The organism is Pseudomonas juntendi, from assembly GCF_009932375.1.
Lineage (GTDB): Bacteria > Pseudomonadota > Gammaproteobacteria > Pseudomonadales > Pseudomonadaceae > Aquipseudomonas > Aquipseudomonas juntendi.
In genome coordinates, this window is record NZ_BLJG01000215.1 from 1 (window position 1) to 23315 (window position 23315).

A 23315-nucleotide genomic window follows, 5' to 3' on the forward strand; every position below is an offset into this window, starting at 1 on the left:
CACTTGCCACTTGCCACTTCTTCAAAAAAAATCCAACGGGGCTATTGACTTAGCTTCGCCACCTGCGTAAATTTCGCGGCCTCAGCGAAGCAAACGCAACAAGTAACATCGCGAGGGTGATTAGCTCAGCCGGGAGAGCATCTGCCTTACAAGCAGAGGGTCGGCGGTTCGATCCCGTCATCACCCACCACTTCCTGAGATGTTCCTGCCGCTTCAGGTTTCGCAAGAAGCCCAGAGCCAGAGAGGAACGCACTGCGCAGCGGTAGTTCAGTCGGTTAGAATACCGGCCTGTCACGCCGGGGGTCGCGGGTTCGAGTCCCGTCCGCTGCGCCATTTTTCAGTAACAGATGGGTGCCTGGCACCGGTCTGAAGCCACAAGGCCAACGCCTTGGGCTGATCCCAGTTTCAATCGGGCGCAAGCCTGAACGATACGCAGCGGTAGTTCAGTCGGTTAGAATACCGGCCTGTCACGCCGGGGGTCGCGGGTTCGAGTCCCGTCCGCTGCGCCATCTTCGTTTCAAGGTCCCTAGAACGCCTTGTAACAAACACGAGAGAAGCGATGATCCAGTCGCTTTTTTTGTGCCTGCCTCGCGGCCCTCGTGCCCCAAGGTCAGACCCAGTTTCAATCGGGCGCAAGCCTGAATGATACGCAGCGGTAGTTCAGTCGGTTAGAATACCGGCCTGTCACGCCGGGGGTCGCGGGTTCGAGTCCCGTCCGCTGCGCCATCTTCGCCCCAAGGCCCCATGAACGCCTCGAGGCAACGTCAAAGCGACCTTCGGGTCGCTTTTTTCGTTCTGGTACCTGGCTGTTATTGGCCTGGGCCCACATTTACACCAACCTTACAGGTTCTTCACCGACCAGTGGTTGGTGTGCTTGCCTGCTGTGTTGCACAATAGGCACCCTCTCGACATACCCGGAATACGCAATGACCAGATCTTCCGTCTTTGGTGCGCTCGGGCTGGCCCTGGTGCTGGCGGGCGTGAGCGGTTGTTCCTCGAAAAAAGCGGCCGTCTACGAGCACGAGAACTTCGCTGACTCGGGTACGTTCTCGCGCAGTTTCCCAGTAAGCGATGCCGGCTCTTGCGAGGCGGCGCGGCGCGCCTTGCTCAGCCAGGGCTACATCATCACCAGCAGCGGTGCCAACCAGGTAGTGGGCAACAAGAGCTTCCAGCAGAACAGCGAAAACCACCTGCAGATCAGCTTCAACGTTACCTGCGCGCCAGACGCGAGTGACGACCAGCACTCGACCATGTTCGCCAACGCCCTGCAGGACCGCTACGCGCTGAAAAAGTCCAACACCTCGGCCAGCCTGGGCGTGGGCGTGCTGGGGTCGGTGTCGATGCCGATTGGCTCCAGCGACGACTCGATGGTCAAGGTCGCGAGCGAGACGGTAACGGCGGCGCAATTCTACGATCGCTATTTTGCCTTGGTGGAAAGTTACCTGCCCAAGCCGAAGAAGGTCAGCAAAGCCAAGGTCGAAGCGCCAAAAGTGGAAAAGCCGGCGGTTACCCTGGGGCTGCCGGAGCAAGCGGCGGCGAACCCGCTGGCACCGACCCCAGCGGCAGCAGCGCCGGCGCCCGCTGCTGAAACTACGCCCGCCGCGCAGGCCGCGCCTGTCACCGAAGCGCAGCCCGCGCCAGCAGCGGCTGCCCCAGCCACGGAGGCGCCAGTGGCACCCGTGGTGGATGACAGCCAAGGTTCGCAGCCGCTGGCACCGCCGCCCGAAGCGGCGCCGATTCAGGTGCAGCAGGAAGCGCAGCCGGCCGAGGCAGCCACGGCCACGCCTTGATGCTTTGGCAGTGCTGGCCGCTGGCGAGCCCTGTCATACCCACAGGGCCAGCAGCGCGGCGGCCAATGCAGGCGGCATCACCAGCGCACCCAGGCACAGAAAACGCCATGCGCTGACATGCTCCCCCTCCCGGCGGATCGCCACCAGCCACAACAGGGTAGCCAGGGAGCCGGTAATCGACAGGTTCGGCCCCAGGTCGACGCCGATCAGCAAGGCTGCAGTGGTTTGCTGGGGCAGCGCCACCAGCGAGCCCATGGACCCGGCGATCAACCCGGTGGGCAGGTTGTTCATCAGGTTGCTGGCGATCGCTACACCCACGCCGCCGACCCAGCTGGCGGTAACCGGTGTTTGTGCGGACAGGCTGGCCAGTGCCTGGGCGAGGCGTTCGATCAGCCCGGTCTGTGCAACGGCTTCGACCAGTATGAACAGGCCTGCCACCAAGGGCAGCACGCCCCAGGCCACGTGGCGCAGCACCGGCAGTGGGCTGCGTCGCTGCCACAGGTGGATCAGTGCCGTGGTCGCCACCCCGGCACAGAATGTTGGCAGCCCCAGCGCCCGGTCCAGTGCCGAGGCGCCCAGCAGCAACGCGCCGGTGACCACGATGCCCATTGCACACAGGCGGGCGCCAGTCGTCAGGGGCGCGCCGCTCACGCTCAGCGCCAGCGGTTGGCGGATCTGCCGGCGCTGAGTCACCCGCAGCACCCCATAGGTCAGGCAGATTGCGGCCAGGGAAGGCAGGCTGAACTGGCGTAGCCAGTCCAGCAGTGGCGGCATATGGTTGCCGAATACCACCAGGTTGGCAGGGTTGGAGATAGGCAGGACGAAACTCGCGGCGTTGGCGATGAAGGCGCAGATGAAAAGGTAGGGCAGCGGGTCGGCCTTGGCGGCCTTGCACGCGGCATAGACTGCCGGGGTCAGGACCACGGCCGTGGCGTCGTTGGACAGGAACACCGTAACCAGCGTGCCCACCAGGAATACCAGGTCGAACAGCCGTTGCCCGGAACCCCGCGCATGCTGCACGGCATACCGTGCCAGCCAGTCGAACAGGCCTTCCTGGCGAGCGAGTTCGGCCAGTACCATCATGCCGATCAGAAACAGGTAGACGTCACCGCCTTCGGCCACGGCGGCCAGGGCCCGCCGAGGCGTCATCAGGCCAAGACAGACCAGCAGCACCGCCCCGCCCATGGCCCAGACGTACTCCGGAACGCGCCATGGGCGCAAAATGACGCCGCAGGTCGCCAGTGCGGCGACCGCCCAGATGATCAATGCACTTTCACAGACAGGCATAAGGCGCTCAGTTTCCGACAGGGGTGGGCAGTGGCGCTGGCAGGCTGCGCGGGTGCGTTTCTGGCAGCGCCAGCACTACCAGGATGAAGGCGACCCCGGCGATACCGGCCAGGGTCAGGAACGCCGCATCGTAGCCCGCAGCCTGCACCACCAGCCCGGCGATGCCAGGGCTGAGCGCGGCGCCCAGCCCGAACACCGCGGTCAGCGCGCCAAGGCTCACATTGAATCGGCCGGTGCCTTCGGTCAGGTCCTTGACCACAATCGGGAACAGCGCACCGAAGATCCCGGCGCCGATGCCATCGAGCAGTTGCACGCCTACCAGCCAGAACGGGTTGTCAGACACCACATAGAGCGCCCCGCGAAGCGGCAGTATCAGGAAACCGATCAGCAGGAACGGCTTGCGCCCCCAGTGTTCGGCCTTGGCGCCTACCAGCAGCGCCATGGGCACCATCACCAGTTGTGCAGCAACGATGCAGGCGGAGGTCAGCGGGGTGGCCAGCTGCAGGTCGACCTGCGAGAGCTTCTGGCTGACCAGTGGCAGCATGGCCGCGTTGGCCAGGTGAAACAGCGCGCAACATGCGGCGAATACCAGCAAGGTCCGGTTGTGCAGCAGTACCCGCAGACCTGCAGGGGCGTCATCACCGCCAGGGCCATGTGCCAGGCCGCGAGCCAGTTGGTGATCGATGGCCGTGGCAGGCACGCAGCTCACCGCCACCACGCTGGCCACGGTCAAGACGGCCATCAGGTAGAACACCACCACCGGGCCGAACAGGTAGGCCAGGCCGCCGGCCAGCAGCGCCGAACAGGCGTTGCCGGCATGGTTGAAGGTTTCGTTGCGGCCTACCCGGCGGGTAAAGGCCTTGGGGCCGCTGATGCCCAAGGATATGGCGGCAATCGCTGGCGCAAAGATCGAGCCCGCCAGGGCACTGATGGTCTGGGTCAGGGCAACCCCGCTGAACGAGGAAATCCACGGCAACAGCAGGCAGCTGCCAGTCACCAGCAGCGCAGCGATCACCACCACGGCACGCTTGGCTTTGGTACGGTCGATCAATGCCCCTGCCGGGGTTTGCGCCAACAGTGCAGCAATGCCTGCCAGGCTCATTACCAGGCCGATGCTCGCCGGTTGCCATTGATGCACCGCCAGCAGGTAGATGGCCAGGTATGGCCCAAGCCCGTCGCGCACATCTGCCAAAAAGAAGTTCAGCCAGTCGAGGGCGCCGTCGGGGGAAGCGGGAGAGCGTGGTTTGGCCAAGATGCAATCTCGAAAGGGATCATGGGAGGAGCGCACCTGCGGTGTGCGCCGGCCGCAACGGACAGGCACACGGCTTCGCCCGGGCCATGCTCGGTGGTCGTTATTCAACTGACAACTGGGCGTAGAAAAGCGCTTCGAAAACCGTGCGTGAAACATTCTTAATGGCTGCTTCACGCCGCAGGCGCTTCCCGCTTCGCTAGCATGCCGTGCTTTTACTGCGGAGAAAACTCCAGTGTTTCGAATGTTGTCCTGTGCTGCTGTATTGGCATCTTCATTGACCTGCTCGCTCGCCCAGGCTGCGCCTGCCGAACCGCCAACCCTCACGGTCCTGAGCTCCGGTGGCATCATGGGCGCAATCCGGGAGGTGGCGCCTGCCTACGAGAAGGAATTCGGGGTCAAGCTGCAGGTGCTGGCCGCGCCTTCCATGGGCGAAACGCCACAGGCCATTCCCAACAGGCTTGCCCGTGCCGAGCCGGCGGACGTTGTGCTGATGGTGGGTGCTGCCTTGGACAAGCTGGTGGCGGGTGGCCAGGCTGACAAGAGCAGCCGGGTCGACCTGGGCCAATCATTCATCGCCATGGCCGTGCGCCAAGGCCAGCCCAAGCCGGATATCAGCACCTTGCAGGGCTTGCGCGCCGTACTGCTCAACAGCAAATCGGTGGCGTACTCCGACAGCGCCAGCGGCGTCTACCTGTCCAAGACCCTGTTCCCCGGCATGCACCTGGGTGCTGGCTTCGCGGCCAAGGCCCACATGATTCCTGCCGAGCCGGTAGGCGCTGTGATCGCTCGCGGCCAGGCCGAAATCGGCTTCCAGCAGTTGAGCGAGCTCAAACCCGTCAAGGGCATCGATATCGTTGGCCTGATCCCGGCCGAAGCCCAGAAAATGACCCTGTATTCGGGCGCGGTGGTCAGCAACAGCCAGCACCATGCCGCCGCGCAGGCGCTGCTTGACTACCTGGCATCGCCACAAGCCGACGCAGCGATCGAGGACAGCGGCCTGAAGCCACTGCCCCATTCGCGCGGTTAGCGGCAGGGGGCGGCGCCATCGGGCCTGCTACAGGCTAAGATGCGCAAGGATAGCCCCCTATCGTTGAAAGAGAGCTGTATGGAGTTACGTCAACTTCGCTATTTCCTGAGTGTCCTGGAGCACGGCAGCCTTGGCAGGGCTGCGGTCGAGCTTGGCGTCGGTGCTTCGGCACTGAGCCAGCAATTGTCGAAGCTGGAAAGCGAGGTCTGTACCCGGTTGCTGACGCGCTCGAGCACCGGCGTGTCGCCGACTGCTGCGGGCCTGGCCTTCGAGTACCACGCGCGCCTGGCCCTGCGCCAGGCAGAGCACGCTGTGCTGGCCGCGCAAAGCGGCCGCATGAGCGGCTATGTCAGCGTGGGCCTGGCGCCGACTACAGCGTCGGTGCTGGGCCTGGCGCTGATCGACAAGATGCGTGAACGCTACCCCGACATACGCCTGCACCTGGTGGAGATGCTGTCGGGCTACCTGGTGAACCAGCTCAACGCCAGGCACCTTGACCTTGCGGTGTTGTTCCAGGCAGAAGCGGGCCCGCGGCTGGATGTGAGGCCGCTGCTGACCGAGCGGCTGTTTGCACTCATCCCCGCCGCGCTGGTGCGCCCCGAATGGGGTGAATCGCTGACGTTGCAGCAGATCGCCACGCTGCCCTTGGTTATGCCCAGCACACAGCACGGCTTGCGCGCGACCCTGCGCGCGATCTTCGAGCGTGCCGGGCTGGAGGCCAACATTGTCATGGAAGTCGATGGCCTGTCGCTGCTGATGGATTGCGTTTGTGCGGGCCATGCCGCCACCCTGCAGCCGGGCGCCACGGTGGCCCGGGCGCACCAGGCGGGGTTGCGGGTCTATGCCATTGATGATGCCCAGGCGCAGCGCCGCAATGTGATGGTCAGCCTGGCCGACGACGAGCTGTCACCGGCTGCACTGGCGACCCGGATCGTGCTGCAGGAAGTGGCGCGGGCGCTGGTGGAGCAGGGGCGGTGGCCTGGCGCCCGGCTGCTCTGACGGTGGCCCGCCGCTTGCCCACCCTTTAGAAAAACTGAAGGCCCCCCCGGTGTCATCGCGTTTCGCCCCGCCCGGTCACTGATTAAAGTCCCTGGCCACGAGGAGCAGCCGACCATTCGGCGCTTCGTGACCTGGAGGCGAAATGATCGATGTGCTAGTCATCGGAGGGGGTAATGCCGCCCTCTGTGCCGCGCTGATGGCGCGCGAGGCCGGAGCCAGCGTGCTGCTGCTCGAAGCCGCACCCCGCGCCTGGCGTGGTGGCAATTCCCAACACACGCGCAACCTGCGCTGCATGCATGACGCCCCGCAGGATGTGCTGGTCGAGGCATACCCGGAAGAGGAGTTCTGGCAGGACCTGCTCAAAGTCACCGGGGGCCAGACCGACGAAAAGCTCGCGCGCCTGGTGATCCGTGCCTCTGCCAGTTGCCGGGGCTGGATGCGCCGGCATGGCGTGCATTTTCAGCCTTCCTTGTCCGGTGCGCTGCACACTGCCCGCACCAACGCGTTTTTCATGGGGGGTGGCAAGGCGCTGGTCAATGCCTATTTCCGCAGCGCCGAAGCGCTGGGCGTGCAGATACGCTACGACACGCCTGTGGCCGACATCGAGCTGGACAACGGCCGCTTCGTTGCGGCCCATGTGCCGGCGCGCGAGGGTCAGGGGCGCACCCTGCCGGGCGAACGTATCGAGGCGCGCAGTTGTGTGCTGGCGGCCGGTGGCTTCGAGTCCAACCGCCAGTGGTTGCGCGATGCCTGGGGGCAGAACGAGCGGGGCGAATGGCCTGCGGACAACTTCCTGATTCGTGGTACGCGGTTCAACGAAGGGGTGCTGTTGCGCCGCATGATCGAACAGGGTGCCGACACCATCGGCGACCCCACGCAAGCGCACATGGTGGCGATCGACGCCCGGGCGCCGCTTTATGACGGCGGCATCTGCACGCGTATCGACTGTGTGTCGCTGGGGGTGGTGGTCAACCGCGACGGCCAGCGCTTTTACGATGAAGGCGAGGATTTCTGGCCCAAGCGCTATGCCATCTGGGGCCGGCTGGTGGCTCAGCAGCCAGGGCAGGTGGGCTTCTCGATCATTGACCAGAAAGCCCTAGGTCGTTTCATGCCGCCAGTGTTCCCGGGCGCCCGCGCCGACACCCTGGAGGGGCTGGCGGCGTTGCTCGGTTTGCCCGTGCCGGCCTTCGTCGAGACGGTGCAGGCCTACAACCGCGCCTGCCGGGTCGGCAGCTTCGATCACACCCGCCTGGACGACTGCCACACCCAAGGCCTGCAACCGGTGAAAAGCCACTGGGCTCGGCCGCTCGACACGCCGCCTTACTACGGCTACCCGCTGCGCCCCGGCGTGACCTTCACCTACCTGGGGCTGCGCACCGATGAAACGGCGGCCGTGCATTTTGCCGGTCGCCCCAGCCCCAACCTGTTCGTCGCCGGCGAAATGATGGCGGGCAATGTGCTGGGCAAGGGCTACACGGCAGGTGTCGGCATGTCCATCGGCACTGCCTTCGGCCGCATCGCCGGCACCAGCGCCGCTGCCGCAACCGGCCACGACCATCCAGAACACGAGAACGACCATGACCGCGCAACTGCCTGAAGCACGCCAGCCCGTCGCCCAACCCGCAGCACTCGAACTGATACCTGCGCTGAACCTGGAAGAGCAGGAAGTCGACCGGCAAATGCGTATCTGCAATGCCTGCCGCTACTGCGAAGGCTTTTGTGCCGTATTCCCGGCAATGACCCGTCGGCTTGAGTTCGGCAAGGCCGACATCCACTACCTGGCCAACCTGTGCCACAACTGTGGGGCCTGCCTGCATGCCTGCCAGTACGCCGACCCCCACGAATTTGTTGTGAACGTGCCCCAGGCCATGGCCAAGGTGCGTGGCCAGACCTACGCCGAGTATGCCTGGCCGGCCCGCTTCGGCCGGCTGTATCAGCACAACGGCACCTACGTCGCCGTTGCCCTGTCGCTGGCCCTATCGCTGTTCCTGCTGCTGACCTTGTGGCTCAATGGCACGTTGTTGCCTGGGCGGCTGGCCGGCAACTTCTACGCGGTATTCCCGCACAACACCCTGGCATTGATGTTCGGTGGGGTATTCGCTGCGGCGGGCCTGGCGCTTGGGGTGGCGGTACGTCGCTTCTGGCGCACTGTCTCGCCTGCAAACGCCCAGGCGCAACCCGCCCAAGGCGCCGTGCTGGAGGCAACCAGCGCGGTGTTGACCTTGAAGTACCTGGACGGTGGCCATGGCCAGGGCTGCAACAATGCCGATGACCGCTACACGCTGTGGCGCCGGCGGTTCCATCACATGACCTTCTACGGCTTCATGCTGTGCTTTGCCGCCACGGTGGTCGCTACCGGCTACCACTACCTGCTGGGCCAGCAGGCGCCATACCCGCTGCTCAGCGCGCCGGTGCTGCTGGGTACCCTGGGGGGTATCGGCCTGATCGTCGGCCCGCTCGGGTTGCTGGCGCTGAACCTGCGCCGGGCCCCGGAGCAGGGCGACGTCGCCCAGCGCCCTATGGACCGTGCCTTCATTCTGCTCCTGCTGCTGGTCAGCGCCAGTGGCCTTGCCTTGCTGGGCCTGCGTGATACCGCAGCGATGGCGATCGTGCTGGCGCTGCACCTGGGTACGGTCATGGCGCTGTTCATCACGTTGCCCTATGGCAAGTTTGCCCATGGGCTGTTCCGCTCGGCCGCCCTGCTCAAGTTCGCCATCGAGAAGCGCCGCCCCAACACCCTCGGCCTGGGCGGGGAATGACGATGAGTGCTGCCGCCCTGTACCCCTCGCTGCACCCAGGCCAACGCCAGGCTGACCGGTCAGCGGTTGGGCCATTTCTCCAGCAGGATCGAGACGAATTTTTCCGCCGCCGGCGACAGCGAGGCGCCACGCCGGTAGACCAGGCCCAGGGTGCGAGTGACCTCGGGCTCGGTCAGCGGCACGCTGACCAGCGTCGGGTGGTCGGCGTTGGGCATGGCCAGGCTGGGCATGGCCGACACGCCCAGCCCGGCTTCGACCATGCCCAGCGAGGTGGACAGGTGCTGCACTTCATAAAACCACTTGGGCCGCAGGTTGAGCCCGGACAGGGCGTGGTCCAGCAGCATTCGGTTGCCGCTCAGCCGGCCCACGCCAATCAGGCGGTAGTCGGCCAGTTCCGTCCAGGTCACGCAATCCCGGTTTGCCAGCTTGTGGTCGCGACGGCAGGCCAGCACGAAATGCTCCTGTACCAGCGAGACGAACTCGATGTCCGGGTGCTGGCCGCTCATCATGTTGATGCCGAAGTCGGCTTCACCGCGCAGCACGGCTTCCAGCCCGTCGTTGGCACTGAGGTCAAGCAGGCGGATACGGATCTTCGGGTATTGCTCGTTGTAGTCGCGAATCACCGACGGCAGGAAATAGAACGCGGCGGTGGGGATGCAGGCCAGGGTCACCTGGCCGGTCTGGCGCTCGGCCAGCTCGCGAATGCTCAGGATCGAGTCTTCGAAGTCATCCAGCAGGCGCCTGGCCTTGGGCAGGAAGTCGCGCCCGACACTGGTCAGGCTGACGCGACGGGTGGTGCGCTCAAGCAGGGGCGTGCCCAACCCTTCTTCCAGCTTCTTGATCCGCCGGCTGAGCGCCGGCTGGGACAAGTGCAGCGCTTCCGCAGCCTCGTGGAAACTGCCGAGTTCGGCGATTTTCACGAAAGATCGGATGTCTTGGAGTTCATATTCCATCTCGAATCGCTCTCTGGCCCCGGTGTCTAATTGATGCCTGGATCGGAATAATAGCTACGATATTTGCATTGGATTGATTTATCCATCCCTGTCAATCTTGTGTCCACAACATCAATGATGTCCATTGATCAACAAGAGTGCGAAATCATGCAACGAATTCCTTGCGTACTCATGCGCGGTGGCACCTCCAAGGGGCCGTTTTTCCACGCCTGGGACCTGCCTGCCAACGTGGTCGAGCGCGACGAATTACTGATCAACCTGATGGGCTCCGGGCATGAACTGGAGATCGACGGGATCGGTGGCGGTAGCCCGCAGACCAGCAAGGTGGCGATTGTAAGCCCTTCGCTGCATGCCGACGCTGACGTAGATTACCTGTTCGTGCAGGTCATGGTCGCGCAGCGCAGGGTCGACACCGCCCCTAACTGCGGCAACATGCTGTGCGCCGTTGGCCCGTTCGCCATCGAGCAAGGGTTGGTCAAGGGCCAGGAAGGCAAGACCCTGGTGCGCATCCGCAACCTCAACACCGGAACGTTCGTCAACTCGCTGGTGGAAACCCCCGGCGGGATCGTGCGGTACGAAGGCCGCACGGCGATCGATGGCGTTCCGGGCACTGCCGCCCCGGTGCAGCTGACGTTCCTCGATGCGGTTGGCAGCAAGACCGGCAAGCTGTTCCCGACCGGCCAGGCCACCGACGTGATCGACGGCGTACCGGTCACCTGCATCGACATGGCCATGCCGATGATGGTGGTCGAGGCCAGCCAGCTCGGTGTCACCGGTTCGGAAACGCCTGCCGAACTCGATGCCAACGAAGGCCTGCTCAAGCGCCTGGAAGCGCTGCGCCTGAAGGCCGGCAAGGCCATGGGCCTGGGCGATGTCAGCGGGATGGTCATCCCCAAGCCGGTGTTGGTTTCCAAGCCGCGCTATGACGGCACCCTGCAGGTTCGCTACTTCATGCCGCACAGCTGCCACCGCGCGCTGGCCATTACAGGTTCGATCGGGTTGGCCACTGCCTGTGTCAGCCCTGGCACCGTGATCGGTGAACTGCTGGGCGAGGGCGCCGAGCAATTGACCGAAGTGCGCCTGGAACACCCCAGCGGTGGCATCGATGTGGCATTGTCGCGCACCGGCGCCGATGGCAAGACCATCCAGGCCTCGGTGGTGCGGACTGCCCGACGGTTGTTCTCAGGTTTCGTTTACGCCCCTACATTCCGCAGATTGGCCGGGTAACTCTGGCAGCCGTTCAGCTCCAAACATTTGCAACAAGCGCATCCGCACAATTTCAACAATGGGTGATGCCTCATGAGACTCGCCAAATCGCTGTACTTTCAGATCCTCTGCGCCGTCCTGCTGGGCGTAGTGGTCGGCCACTTCTGGGCGCAACAGGCCGTTGCGCTCAAGCCGCTGGGTGATGCTTTCATCAAGCTGATCAAGATGATGATTGCCCCGGTGGTGTTCTGCACCATCGTCACCGGTATCGCCGGCATGACCGACAAGCGCTCCCTGGGGCGCTTGATGAGCAAGACGTTGCTGTTGTTCCTGGGCCTGACCCTGGTCAGCCTGATGATCGGCCTGGCGGCGGTGTACCTGTTCCGCCCGGGCGTCGGCATGAACATCGACCCTGCGACCCTCAGCACTGCCGGGCTGAGCCAGTACGCTGCGTCGGCGGCCAAGCTCAGCGTGGTCGACTTCTTCATGCACATCATCCCGGACACCTTCATCGGTGCGTTCAACAAGGGTGAGGTGCTGCCGGTGCTGTTCATCGCCGTGCTCAGCGGTTTTGCCCTGTCGTCCATGGGCGAGAAGGGCAAGCCGGTACTGAATGTGCTGGAATCGGCCTCGACCATGGTGTTCCGCATCTTCGGCTACCTGATGCGCTTCGCCCCCATCGGCGCCTTCGGTGCACTGGCGTTCACGGTCGGCCAGTACGGCGTGACCTCGCTGGGTGCCTTGGCCAAGCTGGTCGGTACGCTGTACATCGCCTGTGCGTTCTTCGTGCTGGTGGTGCTCGGCGGCATCTGCCGTGCCTATGGCTTCAGCCTGTGGAAGCTGCTGCGCTACTTCCGCGAGGAGTTCCTGGTGGTGCTCGGCACGTCCTCCACCGAGCCGGTGCTGCCGCGCATGCTGGAGAAGCTGGAGAAACTGGGCTGCAAGAAGGGCGTGGTCGGGCTGGTGCTGCCTACCGGCTATTCCTTCAACCTCGACGGCACGGCCATCTACCTGTCGCTGGCCGCGGTGTTCATCGCCCAGGCCTGCAACATCGACCTGACCCTTGGCCAGACGGTGACCATGCTGGCGATCATGCTGCTGTCGTCTAAAGGGGCAGCAGGCGTGACCGGCAGTGGTTTCGTGGCCCTGGCCTCGACCCTCACCGTGATTCACGACATCCCGCTGGCCGGGCTTGCCTTGCTGATCGGTATCGACCGCTTCATGTCCGAAGCGCGCGCCCTGACCAGCCTGGCCAGCAACGCCGTCGCGACCGTGGTCATCTCCTTGTCGGAGAATGCCTGTGACCGGAAAACGCTGCTGCGCCGCCTGAACGGGATCCCGGCCGCTGCAGACGAAACCGACACGGCGCAGGCCGACTGGGCTGCAGAGCCTCGGCACCACGGCTGAATACCTTTTCCATCTGTCCTCGCTGACTTGAAATCCCACCCAGCACCCTGACGGTGCGGGTGGGGTAGGGGGCCGTCTGCCCTGCTGGCGGCCGCAACACAATAAAAACAAGAGAAAAAACCATGCTCGCACTCCTGGGCCTGATCATGGTGGTGACCTTCACCTACCTGATCATGAGTAAACGCCTGTCACCCATCGTGGCGCTCACCGTCGTACCGATCGTCTTCGCAGTGATCGGTGGCTTTGCCCCCGAACTGGGCAAGATGATGCTCGATGGCTTGAAAATGGTGGCACCGTCAGCCGCACTGCTGTTGTTCGCCATCCTGTTCTTCGGCCTGATGATCGATGCCGGCCTGTTCGACCCGCTGATCCGCAAGATCCTCAAGCGCGTCAATGGCGACCCGGTCAAGATCGCCATCGGCACCGCGCTGTTGTCGCTGGTGGTAGCGCTGGACGGTGACGGCACCACCACGTACATGATCACCTGCGCGGCCATGCTGCCGTTGTACAAGCGCATCGGCATGAACCCGATGATCCTTGCCACGGTGTCGATGCTGTCGCTGAGCATCATGAGTGGCATGAGCCCCTGGGGCGGGCCGGCTACCCGGGCCATCGCCGCGTTGGGCCTGGACGCCACCGAATACTTCATCCCGATGTTGCCGACCGTGATCGGTGGCGCTGCCTGGGTGGTATTCACCGCCTTCCTGCTGGGCCGTGCCGAGCGTCGCCGCATCGGGAACATCGCCCTGGAGTCGGGTGGTGGCAATTGCTACATCAAGGAAATCCTTGGCGACGCTCCCTACAAGCGCCCACGCCTGGCCTATGTAAACCTGGCCCTGGTGATCGCCGTGATGACCGCGTTGGTCTTCGGGGTAATGCACGCGGCGATCCTCTTCATGATCGGCTTCGTCGCCGCGCTGATGATCAACTACCCGCAACTGGACTTGCAGAAAGAACGCATCCTCGCCCATTCGGGCAATGCCATGACCGTGGTATTGCTGGTATTTGCCGCGGGCATCTTCGCCGGTATCTTCTCGGGCACCAAGATGGTCGACGCCCTGGCGCAGACCCTGGTCGACTGGATTCCTGCCGCCTGGAGCCACTGGTTCCCACTGGTGGTGGCCCTGACCAGCATGCCATTGACCTTCGTGCTGTCGAACGACGCCTACTACTTTGGCGTGGTACCGATCCTGGCCAATGCCGCGACCGCTTATGGCATCGACCCGATTGAAATCGCCCGCGCCTCGGTGCTGGGCCAGCCGGTGCACCTGATGAGCCCACTGGTGGCCTCGACCCTGCTGTTGGTGGGGATGGTCGACCGCGACATCGGTGATTTCCAGAAAGCCACGGTGAAATGGGCGGTGCTCACATCGTTGGTGATCACTGCGCTGGCGCTGGCCACCGGTGCCTTGTCCTTCTTCGTCTGAACTGCTTCGGGCGCCGACCGGCGCCCCGCTCACCCAAAAACAACAATAGAGTATCAATCATGTCCCGAGCTGTTTTCCGTGGGGCCACCTGTGGCCTGCTGTGCGGCTGGCTGCCTGTGGCCGGCGCCGCCGGTTTCGTCGACGATAGCAAGCTGAAGCTGCAACTGCGCAATGTGTACTTCAACGAAAACTTCCGCGACGAGCAGGGCATGAGCCCGCGCGCCGCCACCACCGCCAAGAGCGAGCGGGTGGAATGGGCGCAGGGCTTCCTGCTCGACTATCAGTCCGGCTTCACCCAGGGCCCCCTGGGGCTGGGGCTCGACGCCATGGGGCTGCTCGGCGTGCGGCTCGATTCGGGCCGCGGCCGCAGCGGTACCGGTTTGCTGCCGACGCATGACGATGGCCGCGCCGCTGACGAGTTTGCCAGTGCCGGCGTGACGGCCAAGGCGCGCCTGGGGCAGACCGTGGTCAAGCATGGCACCTTGCTGCCGAAAACCCCGGTGCTGATCTACAACGATGCACGCTTGTTGCCGCAAACCTACCAGGGCACCCAGCTGACCAGCACCGACATCGACAACCTGACCCTGACTGCCGGGCACCTGAACCGCTTCAAGCTGCGCGATTCCTCTGACAGCACTGGCCTGTACATGGACGGCTACAGCGGTGACGAGTCTGGCGATTTCAACTTTGCCGGCGCCGATTACGCCGTCAACAAGCAGTTGAAGTTGAGCTATTTCCACGGCCAGCTGGAACACTTCTACCGCCAGGACTTTGCCGGCCTGATCTACGACCTGCCCTTGGCCGGCGGCGTGCTCACCACCGACTTGCGCTATTTCAACAGCCGCGACAGCGGCGCTGCCCAGGGCGGCGAAATCGACAATGACATGTTCAGCGGGCAACTGTCGTACACCCACTCCGGGCACACGTTCGGGGGTGGCTACCAAGTGCTCGACGGCAAGGCCGGGCTGCCCTACATCACCGGCGCCACGGTGTACTCGTTCAGTAACGTGGGTATCGGCAAGTTCATCGAGGAAGAAGAGAAAACCTGGATGGCCAGCTATGCCTACAACTTCGCCGCCGCGGGCATCCCAGGGCTGACCTTCATGACCCGCTACCTCAGCGGGGATAACGGGCGCTCGGCTGACGCCGGGCTGAGCGAGTGGGAGCGCGACATGGAGCTTGCCTACGTGGTGCAATCCGGGCCGGTCAAGGGCCTTGGGGTGAAGCTGCGCAACTACGTGTACCGCTCCGACTTCTCCCGCGGGCGTGACAGCAACCGCATCTACCTGACCTATGACATCGCCCTCTGGTAAGGGCTGAGCCTGAGTGGCCGGCCGCGCCGGAGCGACGTGCAGGCGCTTGCGGGCGGCCATGTGGGTTCAGGTGTTGGTCGGTATGTTTGCCCCAGGCATGCTGCCGTGGCCCAGGTTGCGTTCGACGTGGCGCACGGTTTTTGCCAATGTGTGTTTGATGTCCGGGTGAGTGAGCTGATACCTGCGTTCCAGTTGCTCGCTGAAACTCAGGTCGAAGCGCTGCGGCTGGATGAAGTTCAGCGACTCGGGGCTGATTGCCAGGCGCGTCGCTAACCCGGGAATTGCCAACAAGCACTTCAGCACGCCTATCGGCACATGGTGGCGCGGGGCTTTTACCTGCAGGGTGGCGGCGATGTCCTCCAGCAAGCCTTGCAGGTTAGGGGTGTGCGGGTCGAGTGCAAGCACCTGGCGGCTGGCCATTGAAGGGTCGAATGCCACGCAGGCCATCAGGGTAACCAGGTAGTCGACGCTGACCAGTGGCAGCCAATGGTTGGGCGAGCCCGGAATGGCCTTGAACCGGCCCAACGCCAGGCCGCTAATCAGCGCTGCCAACGGCTGGCCGTCGAGGATGTGCCCGCGCACACTGTCGCCGCAGACCGTGGCAGGGTGAACGATCGAGTACGCTGCGCCCGCACCCTGCATGTAGCGGATGACAGCGTAATGCGCTTCCAGCTTGCTCGCCTCATAACCGCCTGCGCGGCGGTAAACCGCGGGCCAGTCGGTATGTTCCGGGTGCTCGTGATCCACTCCGATGCTGGCCAGGTGGCTGAAATTCTGCAGCATGTAGCCGCCCACCATCAGCAGGCGGGTGCCCTGGCTAGCCGCCAGCTGCGCGACCCGCAGCGCACCTTGCACATTCACGGCACGGGCATGTTCCAGGGAAAGCCCCCAGGTGAAGTGCGCCGCGAGGTGGAACACCACTGCGGCAGCCGACACGCGTTGGCGGTCGGCTTCGCTGAGCCCAAGGCCTTCTGTGCCGATATCGCCGGCAACTGCCTGTACGCCTGCAGGCTTGCCCCCCAGGCGGCCTACCTGTTCACGGAGCCGGGCGAGGTTTTCCGGGTGGCGCATCAGCACCCGCACGGTGTGCCCGGTGGCGGTGAGCCGCGCCAGTAGATGCTGGCCGATAAAACCACTGCCGCCGGTAACGAAGCATTCCACGCTCATGTCAGTTTCCTTGTCTGCAAGATGGGCGCAGGTTAGGGTGTATAGCGCACTCTAAGGTCAAGGGGTTTTGTGCCATGAACATCGGGGAGCTGGAGCGCCGCAGCGGCGTCGGCCGCCATGCGTTGCGCTATTACGAGCAGCTCGGGCTGATCGTGGCCCAGCGGCAAGCCAACAATTATCGCAGCTACAGCGAGCAGGCCGTCGCTGACCTGAACTTCGTGCAAACTGCCCAGCGGGGCGGTTTCACGCTTGCCGAAATAGGGGAGATACTGGCTGCCAGGCGCGGCAATACCCTCGATTGCGTGCAGGGTGCACTGCTGGTCACTGGCAAAATGGCTGAAATCCAGGCCAAGATTCAGACGCTGCAGGCCGCGTATGAGGTGCTTGATAGCGAGCGTGCCAAGCTCGTCGCCAGTGCTATTGCGACTGGGCTGACAATTCCTGAAAACATTTCCGCTGGCGCCTGAACGCCAGTCCTCCTAAAAAGGATTTTGTGGTACTCGAGCAGCGTTGCATCGCGTCTTCACCGGAACGATGGCCGCGTTGCCCGATCATAAGCTTGTCATCATTGCGTCATGCCACTGGCTTAGCATGACGGCGATAACTACGAAGATGAAATGAGTAAAGAGGGAGCAGGACCATGGATGAATACCAGGAAGAACTACTCGAATCCCAAGCCTACGAGCTGGACACCCCGGAACCGGCCGACGACGCCACCGAGCTTTGACCTGCCCGCCGCTGGCTGCGGCGAAACTCTCCCGGCGTAAGGCCCGTCCAGCGCTTGAACGCGCGCTGGAAGGCCTCGGCCGAAGCGAACCCCAATAAATAAGCAATCTCGCCGAACGCCAGTTCCGTATCACGGATGTAGGTCTCGGCCAGGTCGCGTCGTGTTTCATTGAGCAGGTCACGAAACCGCGTGCCTTCTTCGGCCAGCTTGCGCCGCAGTGTCCAGGTGGGCAACTGCAAGTGCAGGGCTACCTCGACCAGGTCCGGTTCGCGGCCACCGTTGAGCAATGGGCCAAGCAGGTGGGTGATGCGCTCACCCAGGCTGCGCACCCGCGTGCGCTGCAGCATGTCTGCTTCACACAACTGCAGCAGGTGCTGCCAGGTGCTGGGGCAGTGCCTGGGGTTGACCAACTGCAAGGTGGCGCGGCTCAGGCGCAATTGATTACCGTCGGCAGCGAACTGCACCGGGGTGCTGCACAGCGCCTGATACTGCGCGGCGTAGGCGGGGGCGGCAAATTCGATTTCGAGGCGCTCGGCCTGCAGCGCAACACCCGCCAGGTCGGCCAGTTGAGCCAGCCAGCCTGCCAGCACCGAGTCCACCACAAAGCGGTTGTAGGCGTTGTAGGGGCTGATGGAGTAGAAACGCAGCCAGGCACCTTCGGCGTCTTCATGAAAGCTGGACTGGCCGCGGTAGTTGGCGGCGTACAGCGGTTCGAAGCGCAGCAAGGTGCGCGCGGCTTCCCCCACGGTAGGCGCCTGGGCTGCAGTGACCCCCGCCAGGCCCGCCTGGGCCAGCCGGCTCAGGCGGCCCATGTGCAAGCCCAGCGCGGCTTCGCCACATTGTTCGATGGCCGCATGGCCCAGGTGCATGTAGCGCGGGATCGAAAGGCGCGCATTGGCTTCGCTCAGGCGCGGTGCCTCCAGCCCATAGCGGCGCAGCAGCGGTTCGGGGGCGTGGCCCAGTTCGCGCAGGGCTTCGATCAGCGGCTGAACAAAGCCGACCGACAGCTCGCCCAGGCGCACGCGGGGGCGGGCCATGGCCTTACAACCACAGGTTCAGCAGGCGGGCGCCAGGGCTCGGCGTGCCTGCCAGCAACTCACCCGCCTGGCGGGCGAAGCCTTGGCCGTCACTGCCGTGTTCCCAGAACTGCCCCCGCATGAACACGCTCATGCTGCTGACCCTGGCCCCGGCCGCCTCGGTCAGGCGTTGCCAGGCCGTTTGCTCACTGACCTGGCCGCGCTGCACGGCCAGCCCGGCACTGGCCGCCTGGTGGCGGTTGCCACGCCAGGGGGCTTGCCAGCTGCCTTTGCCGCTGAGAAACACCGGGTTGGCCACCAACTGCACGCCCTGGCTGGCCAGTTGCTGATGGTTCTGCGGGTACCAGCTGTCACTGCCCACCAGCACGCCCAGGCGCCCGGCGGGGGTTTGCACGACCTGCAGCGGATAATCGCGGCCCTCCTGCACATAACGGCGCAGGTCACTGTCGGGGTATTGCTGGCGTTGCGGTTGGCCGAGCAGGGAACCGTCACCGGCGAACACCACGCTGCTGTTGAACAGTGCGCCACGCCCGGCATGCAGCACGCCTTGTTGCACATAGGGGGCCGGCAGCACGATGGAGCCGGCCACCAGGGTCACGCCAAACTCCTTGGCCAGGCCACCGAACAGCTGTTGATAGTCGGCAGCCATCTGCTCGGCCTTCATGCGCAGGTGGGCGTCGGCACGCCGGTCGTCGCCCTCGGCCGCTACCATGGCCAGCGCGTAGCGCAGCGGGTTGCTCAGTTCCAGCCATTGCTGGGCCTCGCGGCTCTGAGTGACCTGGTACAGCTCGTTCTTTTCGCCGCGTGCCCACAGCCAGGTACCGATGTGTTCCGGCAGCACGACCACGGTGCGCGGGCCGACCAGGCCCTTGGCGCGCGCCTGCTCAAGGTAGGCGGCCAGCTTGCGGTGCAGGCGTTGCAGGTTCTGGTAGTCGCTGGGGAACAGCAACGGCTCGATACCCAGCAGGTTGCCGCGGTCGCCCGGCACGCCATGGTTCAACGCCAGTTCGATGCGCAGGTCGGACAGGTAGTGGCCTTCCGGGCGCTGCTGGCTCCAGAAACCGTAGCCGCAGAGCGCGGCGATCATTACCAGCGCCAGGGCGCTTGCCAGAAGTTTTCGCATGAAACAGGACGGCACATTGGCTGACGAAGGCTCTCTAGGGTAAGCGCCCTGTTTGCCAGGATCAATAACTTGTCAGTTTCGATCATTGAGCCAATTCAAACGGCTGTTTAATGTCGCTGACAGACAAACGACGGAGGCCCGCCATTCGGTGAGGCGCCCGCATACCGTGAATCACGCCACCTGGGGACCTTTCCATGGCCGCCGAACGTTACCCGCACCTGCTTGCCCCGCTGGACCTTGGCTTCACCACCTTGCGCAACCGCACCCTGATGGGCTCGATGCACACCGGCCTCGAGGAGCGCCCCGGGGGTTTCGAGCGCATGGCGGCCTACTTTGCCGAGCGTGCCCGGGGCGGCGTCGGCCTGATGGTCACGGGCGGTATTGCGCCCAATGATGAAGGCGGGGTGTATTCCGGCGCGGCCAAAATCAGCACCGAGGCGGAGGCCGACCAGCACCGCATCGTCACCGAGGCGGTGCACGCCGCCGGTGGCAAGATCTGCCTGCAAATCCTGCATGCCGGGCGCTATGCCTATAGCCCACGGCAGGTGGCACCCAGCGCGATACAGGCGCCGATCAACCCGTTCAAGCCCAAGGAGCTGGACGAGCAAGGCATCGAGAAGCAGATCGCCGACTTCGTCAATTGCGCAGTGCTGGCCCAGCGTGCCGGTTACGACGGCGTCGAAATCATGGGTTCGGAAGGTTACTTCATCAACCAGTTTCTCGCCGCCCACACCAACCAGCGCACCGACCGTTGGGGCGGCAGCTACGAAAACCGCATGCGCCTGGCGGTGGAAATCGTCAGCCGGGTACGCGCGGCAGTAGGGCCGAACTTCATCATCATCTTCCGCCTGTCGATGCTCGACCTGGTCGAGGGCGGCAGCGACTGGGCGGAAATCGAGCAGTTGGCCAAGGCCATTGAGCAGGCCGGCGCTACCCTGATCAACACCGGGATCGGCTGGCATGAGGCGCGGATCCCGACCATCGCCACCAAGGTCCCGCGCGCGGCGTTCAGCAAGGTCACGGCCAAGCTGCGGGGTGTGGTGAGCATTCCGCTGATTACCACCAACCGCATCAACACCCCGGAAGTGGCCGAGGCGGTGCTGGCCGAAGGTGATGCCGACATGGTTTCGATGGCTCGGCCGTTCCTGGCCGACCCGGATTTCGTCAACAAGGCTGCTGCCGGTCGTGCCGACGAAATCAATACCTGCATCGGTTGCAACCAGGCCTGCCTGGACCACACCTTCGGCGGCAAGCTGACCAGTTGCCTGGTCAACCCGCGGGCCTGCCACGAAACCGAGCTCAACTACCTGCCTGCGCCAGCGCCGAAGCGCATTGCCGTGGTCGGCGCCGGCCCGGCGGGCCTGGCCGCCGCCACCGTTGCCGCCGAGCGCGGGCATCACGTGACGCTGTTCGACGCTGCCAGCGAAATTGGCGGCCAGTTCAATGTCGCCAAGCGCGTCCCGGGCAAGGAAGAGTTCTTCGAAACGCTGCGCTACTTCCGCAACAAGCTGCAGAGCACTGGCGTCGACCTGCACCTCAATACCCGCGTGGATGTGCAGGCGCTGGTGCAGGGCGGCTATGACGAGATCATCTTGGCCACTGGCATTGCCCCGCGCACCCCGGCCATCCCCGGGGTCGAGCATGCCAAGGTGCTCAGCTACCTGGATGTACTGCTCGAGCGCAAGCCGGTGGGCAAGGCGGTCGCCGTGATCGGGGCCGGCGGTATCGGTTTTGATGTATCCGAATACCTGGTGCAGGAAGGGCGGGCCAGCAGCCTGGACCGTGATGCGTTCTGGAAGGAGTGGGGCATCGATACCCGGCTTGAGGCACGCGGCGGCGTTGCCGGCATCAAGGCCGAGCCGCATGCGCCGGCGCGTCAGGTTTTCCTGCTGCAGCGCAAGGCATCGAAGGTGGGGGACGGGTTGGGCAAGACCACCGGCTGGATCCACCGCACCGGCTTGAAGAACAAGCGCGTGCAGATGCTCAACAGTGTCGAGTACCTGGGCATAGACGATGCCGGTTTGCACATTCGCGTGGCGGGCGGTGAGCCGCAGCTGTTGGCCGTGGACAACGTCGTGATCTGCGCCGGGCAGGAGCCGCTGCGCGAACTGCAGGATGGGTTGGTGGCTGCGGGGCAATCGGTGCATCTGATCGGCGGCGCCGACGTGGCGGCAGAACTGGATGCCAAGCGGGCGATCAACCAAGGGTCGCGGCTGGCGGCGCAGCTCTGAGATCGGCCCGGGGCAGCCCACAGGCGCTGCCCCGGGCTTTGCCTGTAAACTGCGATCCATGCATGCATTCGACCTTCCTCAAGCCCCACTGCAACGCTTGAACCTGCCGTGGTTGCAACACGCCCAGGTGCAGGTTGCCATTCTGCGCCTGGACCTGATCGATCCGCTGATCAGCGGCAACAAGTGGTTCAAGCTCCGCCACCACCTGCAGCAGGCCGCCACTGGCAATGCCCCCGGGCTGATCAGCCTGGGTGGCAACCACTCCAACCACCTGCATGCGCTGGCTGCGGCCGGCAAGCGGTTTGGCTTCGCCACTGCCGGCCTGCTACGCGGCCATGCCCAGGACACGCCCACCGTACGGGACCTGCAGGCGCTGGGCATGCACCTGCACTGGCTGGGTTATGGCGGCTACCGCGCACGCCACCAGCCCGGTTTCTGGGAACCTTGGCAAGCGCGCTATCCGGGCTGGCAGTGCATTCCCGAAGGCGGCGGTGGGCTGGCTGGCGCGCAGGGCTGCGCGCTGATCGTGCAGCAGGCGCAGGCGCAGATCTCGGCCCTGGGCTGGCCGGACTACGATGGCTGGTGGTTGGCTGCCGGAACAGGCACTACCGTGGCTGGCCTGGCCATGGCCGAGGCGGGCGCGCGTACCGTGCATGGCGCCTTGGCGGTACCTGCAGACCACGGTGTGGCGCAAGGGGTGGCAGCACTGGCGGGCGCACATGGCTACCAGCTACACGAGGCCTGCCGAGGTGGGTTTGCCCGGTTCGACGACGAACTGCTGGCCTTCATTGCCGACTGCGAGCAGCACACGGGGGTGCCGCTGGAAGCGCTCTATACCGGCAAGGCCCTGTTGGCCCTGCGCGATCATGTCGTCGCCGGGCTGTTGGCGCCCGGCAGCCGCATGATCTTCGTGCATACCGGCGGCCTGCAAGGCCGACGTGGTTATTTGTAGGGCAGCATGCGCAACAGCGTGTTGTCGCGCACCACATAGTGGTGGTAAAGCCCGGCCAGCGCATGCAGGCCGATCAGCCAGTAGCCCCAACTGCCGACGCGCTCATGCCAGCCCTTGATGAACTTGGCCTGGTCCGGGTTCGGGCCGATCAGGTGCGGCAGCTCCAGGCCGAAGAACGGTACCGGTTTGTCGGCGGCGCTGAGTATCAGCCAGCCGGCCAGCGGCATGCCGATCATCAGCAGGTACAGTGCCAGGTGCATCAGGTGGGCAAGGCCGGTCTGCCAGGCGGGCGGCTTGGGCAGGATCGGCGGGGTAGGCCGGCTCAGGCGCATCGCCAGGCGCAACCAGACCAGCACGAAGACACTGAGGCCAAGCATGAAGTGCAGATCTTTCATCAGGTTGCGCTCGGCGCTGTCCTTGGGGAACAGGCCACGCAGTTCGATAAGGGCGTAGACAGCGGCCAGCAGCACCAGCATCAGCCAGTGCAGGGCAATGGACAGGCGTGCGTAATGCGGTGCTGGGGTGGATGAAACCATGATCAGTCCTCGTCATCAGGTTTGGATAGCGCTCTTGTTGGCGCTCAGGTGTCACTTTAATGGCTACCGGCAGCAGATAGTTGCGCCAGGCCTGTGAAAATTGTGTTGCCTGCACGGGCTTT

At 64.4% G+C, this 23315-nt stretch carries 19 protein-coding genes and 4 tRNA genes; 16 read left to right on the forward strand and 7 right to left on the reverse strand.

What is annotated here, in order from left to right:
• Positions 1 to 114: 114 nt before the first annotated feature.
• The 5 genes from GYA94_RS22070 to GYA94_RS22090 all read left to right on the forward strand — a co-directional run bounded on the left by GYA94_RS22070 (position 115) and on the right by GYA94_RS22090 (position 1790).
• Positions 115 to 190, forward strand: a tRNA-Val gene (locus GYA94_RS22070).
• 66 nt (positions 191 to 256) lie between these two features.
• Positions 257 to 333, forward strand: a tRNA-Asp gene (locus GYA94_RS22075).
• Positions 334 to 432: 99 nt separating this feature from the next.
• Positions 433 to 509, forward strand: a tRNA-Asp gene (locus GYA94_RS22080).
• Positions 510 to 649: 140 nt separating this feature from the next.
• A tRNA-Asp gene (locus GYA94_RS22085) sits at positions 650 to 726 on the forward strand.
• A gap of 200 nt (positions 727 to 926) precedes the next feature.
• Positions 927 to 1790 (forward strand): DUF2242 domain-containing protein, encoded by an 864-nt coding sequence (locus tag GYA94_RS22090; protein WP_110679542.1) that lies wholly within the window; start codon positions 927 to 929, stop codon positions 1788 to 1790.
• Between the two features lie 33 nt (positions 1791 to 1823).
• Here GYA94_RS22090 and GYA94_RS22095 read toward each other — a convergent pair whose 3' ends face one another.
• Positions 1824 to 3077 (reverse strand): arsenic transporter, encoded by a 1254-nt coding sequence (locus tag GYA94_RS22095; RefSeq protein WP_161893102.1) that lies wholly within the window; start codon positions 3075 to 3077, stop codon positions 1824 to 1826.
• Positions 3078 to 3084: 7 nt separating this feature from the next.
• A complete protein-coding gene (locus GYA94_RS22100) occupies positions 3085 to 4329 on the reverse strand; it encodes an MFS transporter (protein ID WP_029886331.1) in 1245 nt (414 codons plus the stop codon).
• 232 nt (positions 4330 to 4561) lie between these two features.
• On the opposite strand from GYA94_RS22100, the gene GYA94_RS22105 reads away from it, so the two are divergent.
• From GYA94_RS22105 to tcuB, 4 genes are all read left to right on the forward strand, one after another.
• Positions 4562 to 5356 (forward strand): substrate-binding domain-containing protein, encoded by a 795-nt coding sequence (locus GYA94_RS22105; protein WP_161893103.1) that lies wholly within the window; start codon positions 4562 to 4564, stop codon positions 5354 to 5356.
• 78 nt (positions 5357 to 5434) lie between these two features.
• Positions 5435 to 6355 carry a LysR family transcriptional regulator gene (locus tag GYA94_RS22110; RefSeq protein ID WP_054905328.1) on the forward strand — a complete coding sequence of 307 codons (921 nt, stop codon included), beginning with the start codon at positions 5435 to 5437 and terminating at the stop codon, positions 6353 to 6355.
• Positions 6356 to 6497: 142 nt separating this feature from the next.
• The gene (tcuA, locus tag GYA94_RS22115) at positions 6498 to 7952 is read left to right on the forward strand and encodes an FAD-dependent tricarballylate dehydrogenase TcuA (RefSeq protein ID WP_161893104.1); all 1455 of its coding nucleotides are present in this window, start codon (positions 6498 to 6500) and stop codon (positions 7950 to 7952) included.
• Complete coding sequence (gene tcuB / locus GYA94_RS22120; RefSeq protein WP_161893105.1) at positions 7933 to 9114, forward strand: tricarballylate utilization 4Fe-4S protein TcuB; 1182 nt, start codon at positions 7933 to 7935, stop codon at positions 9112 to 9114. The genes tcuA and tcuB overlap by 20 nt, the downstream gene beginning before the upstream one ends.
• A 59-nt stretch (positions 9115 to 9173) precedes the next feature.
• Here tcuB and GYA94_RS22125 read toward each other — a convergent pair whose 3' ends face one another.
• On the reverse strand, positions 9174 to 10067 hold the full coding sequence (locus tag GYA94_RS22125) for a LysR family transcriptional regulator (RefSeq protein WP_161893106.1): 894 nt from the start codon (positions 10065 to 10067) through the stop codon (positions 9174 to 9176).
• 147 nt (positions 10068 to 10214) lie between these two features.
• On the opposite strand from GYA94_RS22125, the gene GYA94_RS22130 reads away from it, so the two are divergent.
• From GYA94_RS22130 to GYA94_RS22145, 4 genes are all read left to right on the forward strand, one after another.
• Positions 10215 to 11294, forward strand: coding sequence for a 4-oxalomesaconate tautomerase (locus GYA94_RS22130; RefSeq protein WP_161893107.1), 1080 nt, complete (start codon positions 10215 to 10217; stop codon positions 11292 to 11294).
• Between the two features lie 72 nt (positions 11295 to 11366).
• Complete coding sequence (dctA, locus tag GYA94_RS22135) at positions 11367 to 12680, forward strand: C4-dicarboxylate transporter DctA (protein ID WP_054912565.1); 1314 nt, start codon at positions 11367 to 11369, stop codon at positions 12678 to 12680.
• Positions 12681 to 12802: 122 nt separating this feature from the next.
• Positions 12803 to 14107 (forward strand): CitMHS family transporter, encoded by a 1305-nt coding sequence (locus tag GYA94_RS22140; RefSeq protein ID WP_161893108.1) that lies wholly within the window; start codon positions 12803 to 12805, stop codon positions 14105 to 14107.
• Between the two features lie 59 nt (positions 14108 to 14166).
• Positions 14167 to 15420, forward strand: a complete 1254-nt coding sequence (locus tag GYA94_RS22145) for an OprD family porin (protein WP_161893109.1) — start codon at positions 14167 to 14169, stop codon at positions 15418 to 15420.
• A gap of 66 nt (positions 15421 to 15486) precedes the next feature.
• On the opposite strand, the gene GYA94_RS22150 is transcribed toward GYA94_RS22145, so the two are convergent.
• Positions 15487 to 16587 carry an SDR family oxidoreductase gene (locus GYA94_RS22150; protein WP_161893110.1) on the reverse strand — a complete coding sequence of 367 codons (1101 nt, stop codon included), beginning with the start codon at positions 16585 to 16587 and terminating at the stop codon, positions 15487 to 15489.
• A gap of 74 nt (positions 16588 to 16661) precedes the next feature.
• Here GYA94_RS22150 and GYA94_RS22155 point away from each other — a divergent pair, with 74 nt between their 5' ends.
• Positions 16662 to 17054 (forward strand): MerR family transcriptional regulator, encoded by a 393-nt coding sequence (locus tag GYA94_RS22155; protein WP_161893111.1) that lies wholly within the window; start codon positions 16662 to 16664, stop codon positions 17052 to 17054.
• A 211-nt stretch (positions 17055 to 17265) separates the two neighbouring features.
• On the opposite strand, the gene GYA94_RS22160 is transcribed toward GYA94_RS22155, so the two are convergent.
• Entirely contained in the window at positions 17266 to 18351 is a 1086-nt protein-coding gene (locus GYA94_RS22160; protein ID WP_161893112.1) for an AraC family transcriptional regulator, read from the reverse strand.
• Between the two features lie 4 nt (positions 18352 to 18355).
• Positions 18356 to 19474, reverse strand: coding sequence for a carbon-nitrogen hydrolase family protein (locus GYA94_RS22165; protein ID WP_161893113.1), 1119 nt, complete (start codon positions 19472 to 19474; stop codon positions 18356 to 18358).
• Between the two features lie 194 nt (positions 19475 to 19668).
• Here GYA94_RS22165 and GYA94_RS22170 point away from each other — a divergent pair, with 194 nt between their 5' ends.
• On the forward strand, positions 19669 to 21705 hold the full coding sequence (locus tag GYA94_RS22170) for an NADPH-dependent 2,4-dienoyl-CoA reductase (protein ID WP_161893114.1): 2037 nt from the start codon (positions 19669 to 19671) through the stop codon (positions 21703 to 21705).
• Between the two features lie 58 nt (positions 21706 to 21763).
• Positions 21764 to 22657, forward strand: a complete 894-nt coding sequence (locus tag GYA94_RS22175; RefSeq protein WP_110679553.1) for a 1-aminocyclopropane-1-carboxylate deaminase/D-cysteine desulfhydrase — start codon at positions 21764 to 21766, stop codon at positions 22655 to 22657.
• Here the strand turns inward: GYA94_RS22175 and GYA94_RS22180 are convergent.
• A complete protein-coding gene (locus GYA94_RS22180; RefSeq protein ID WP_009683752.1) occupies positions 22648 to 23193 on the reverse strand; it encodes a cytochrome b in 546 nt (181 codons plus the stop codon). The two genes, GYA94_RS22175 and GYA94_RS22180, sit on opposite strands and share 10 nt — an antisense overlap.
• Between the last annotated feature and the right edge of the window lie 122 nt (positions 23194 to 23315).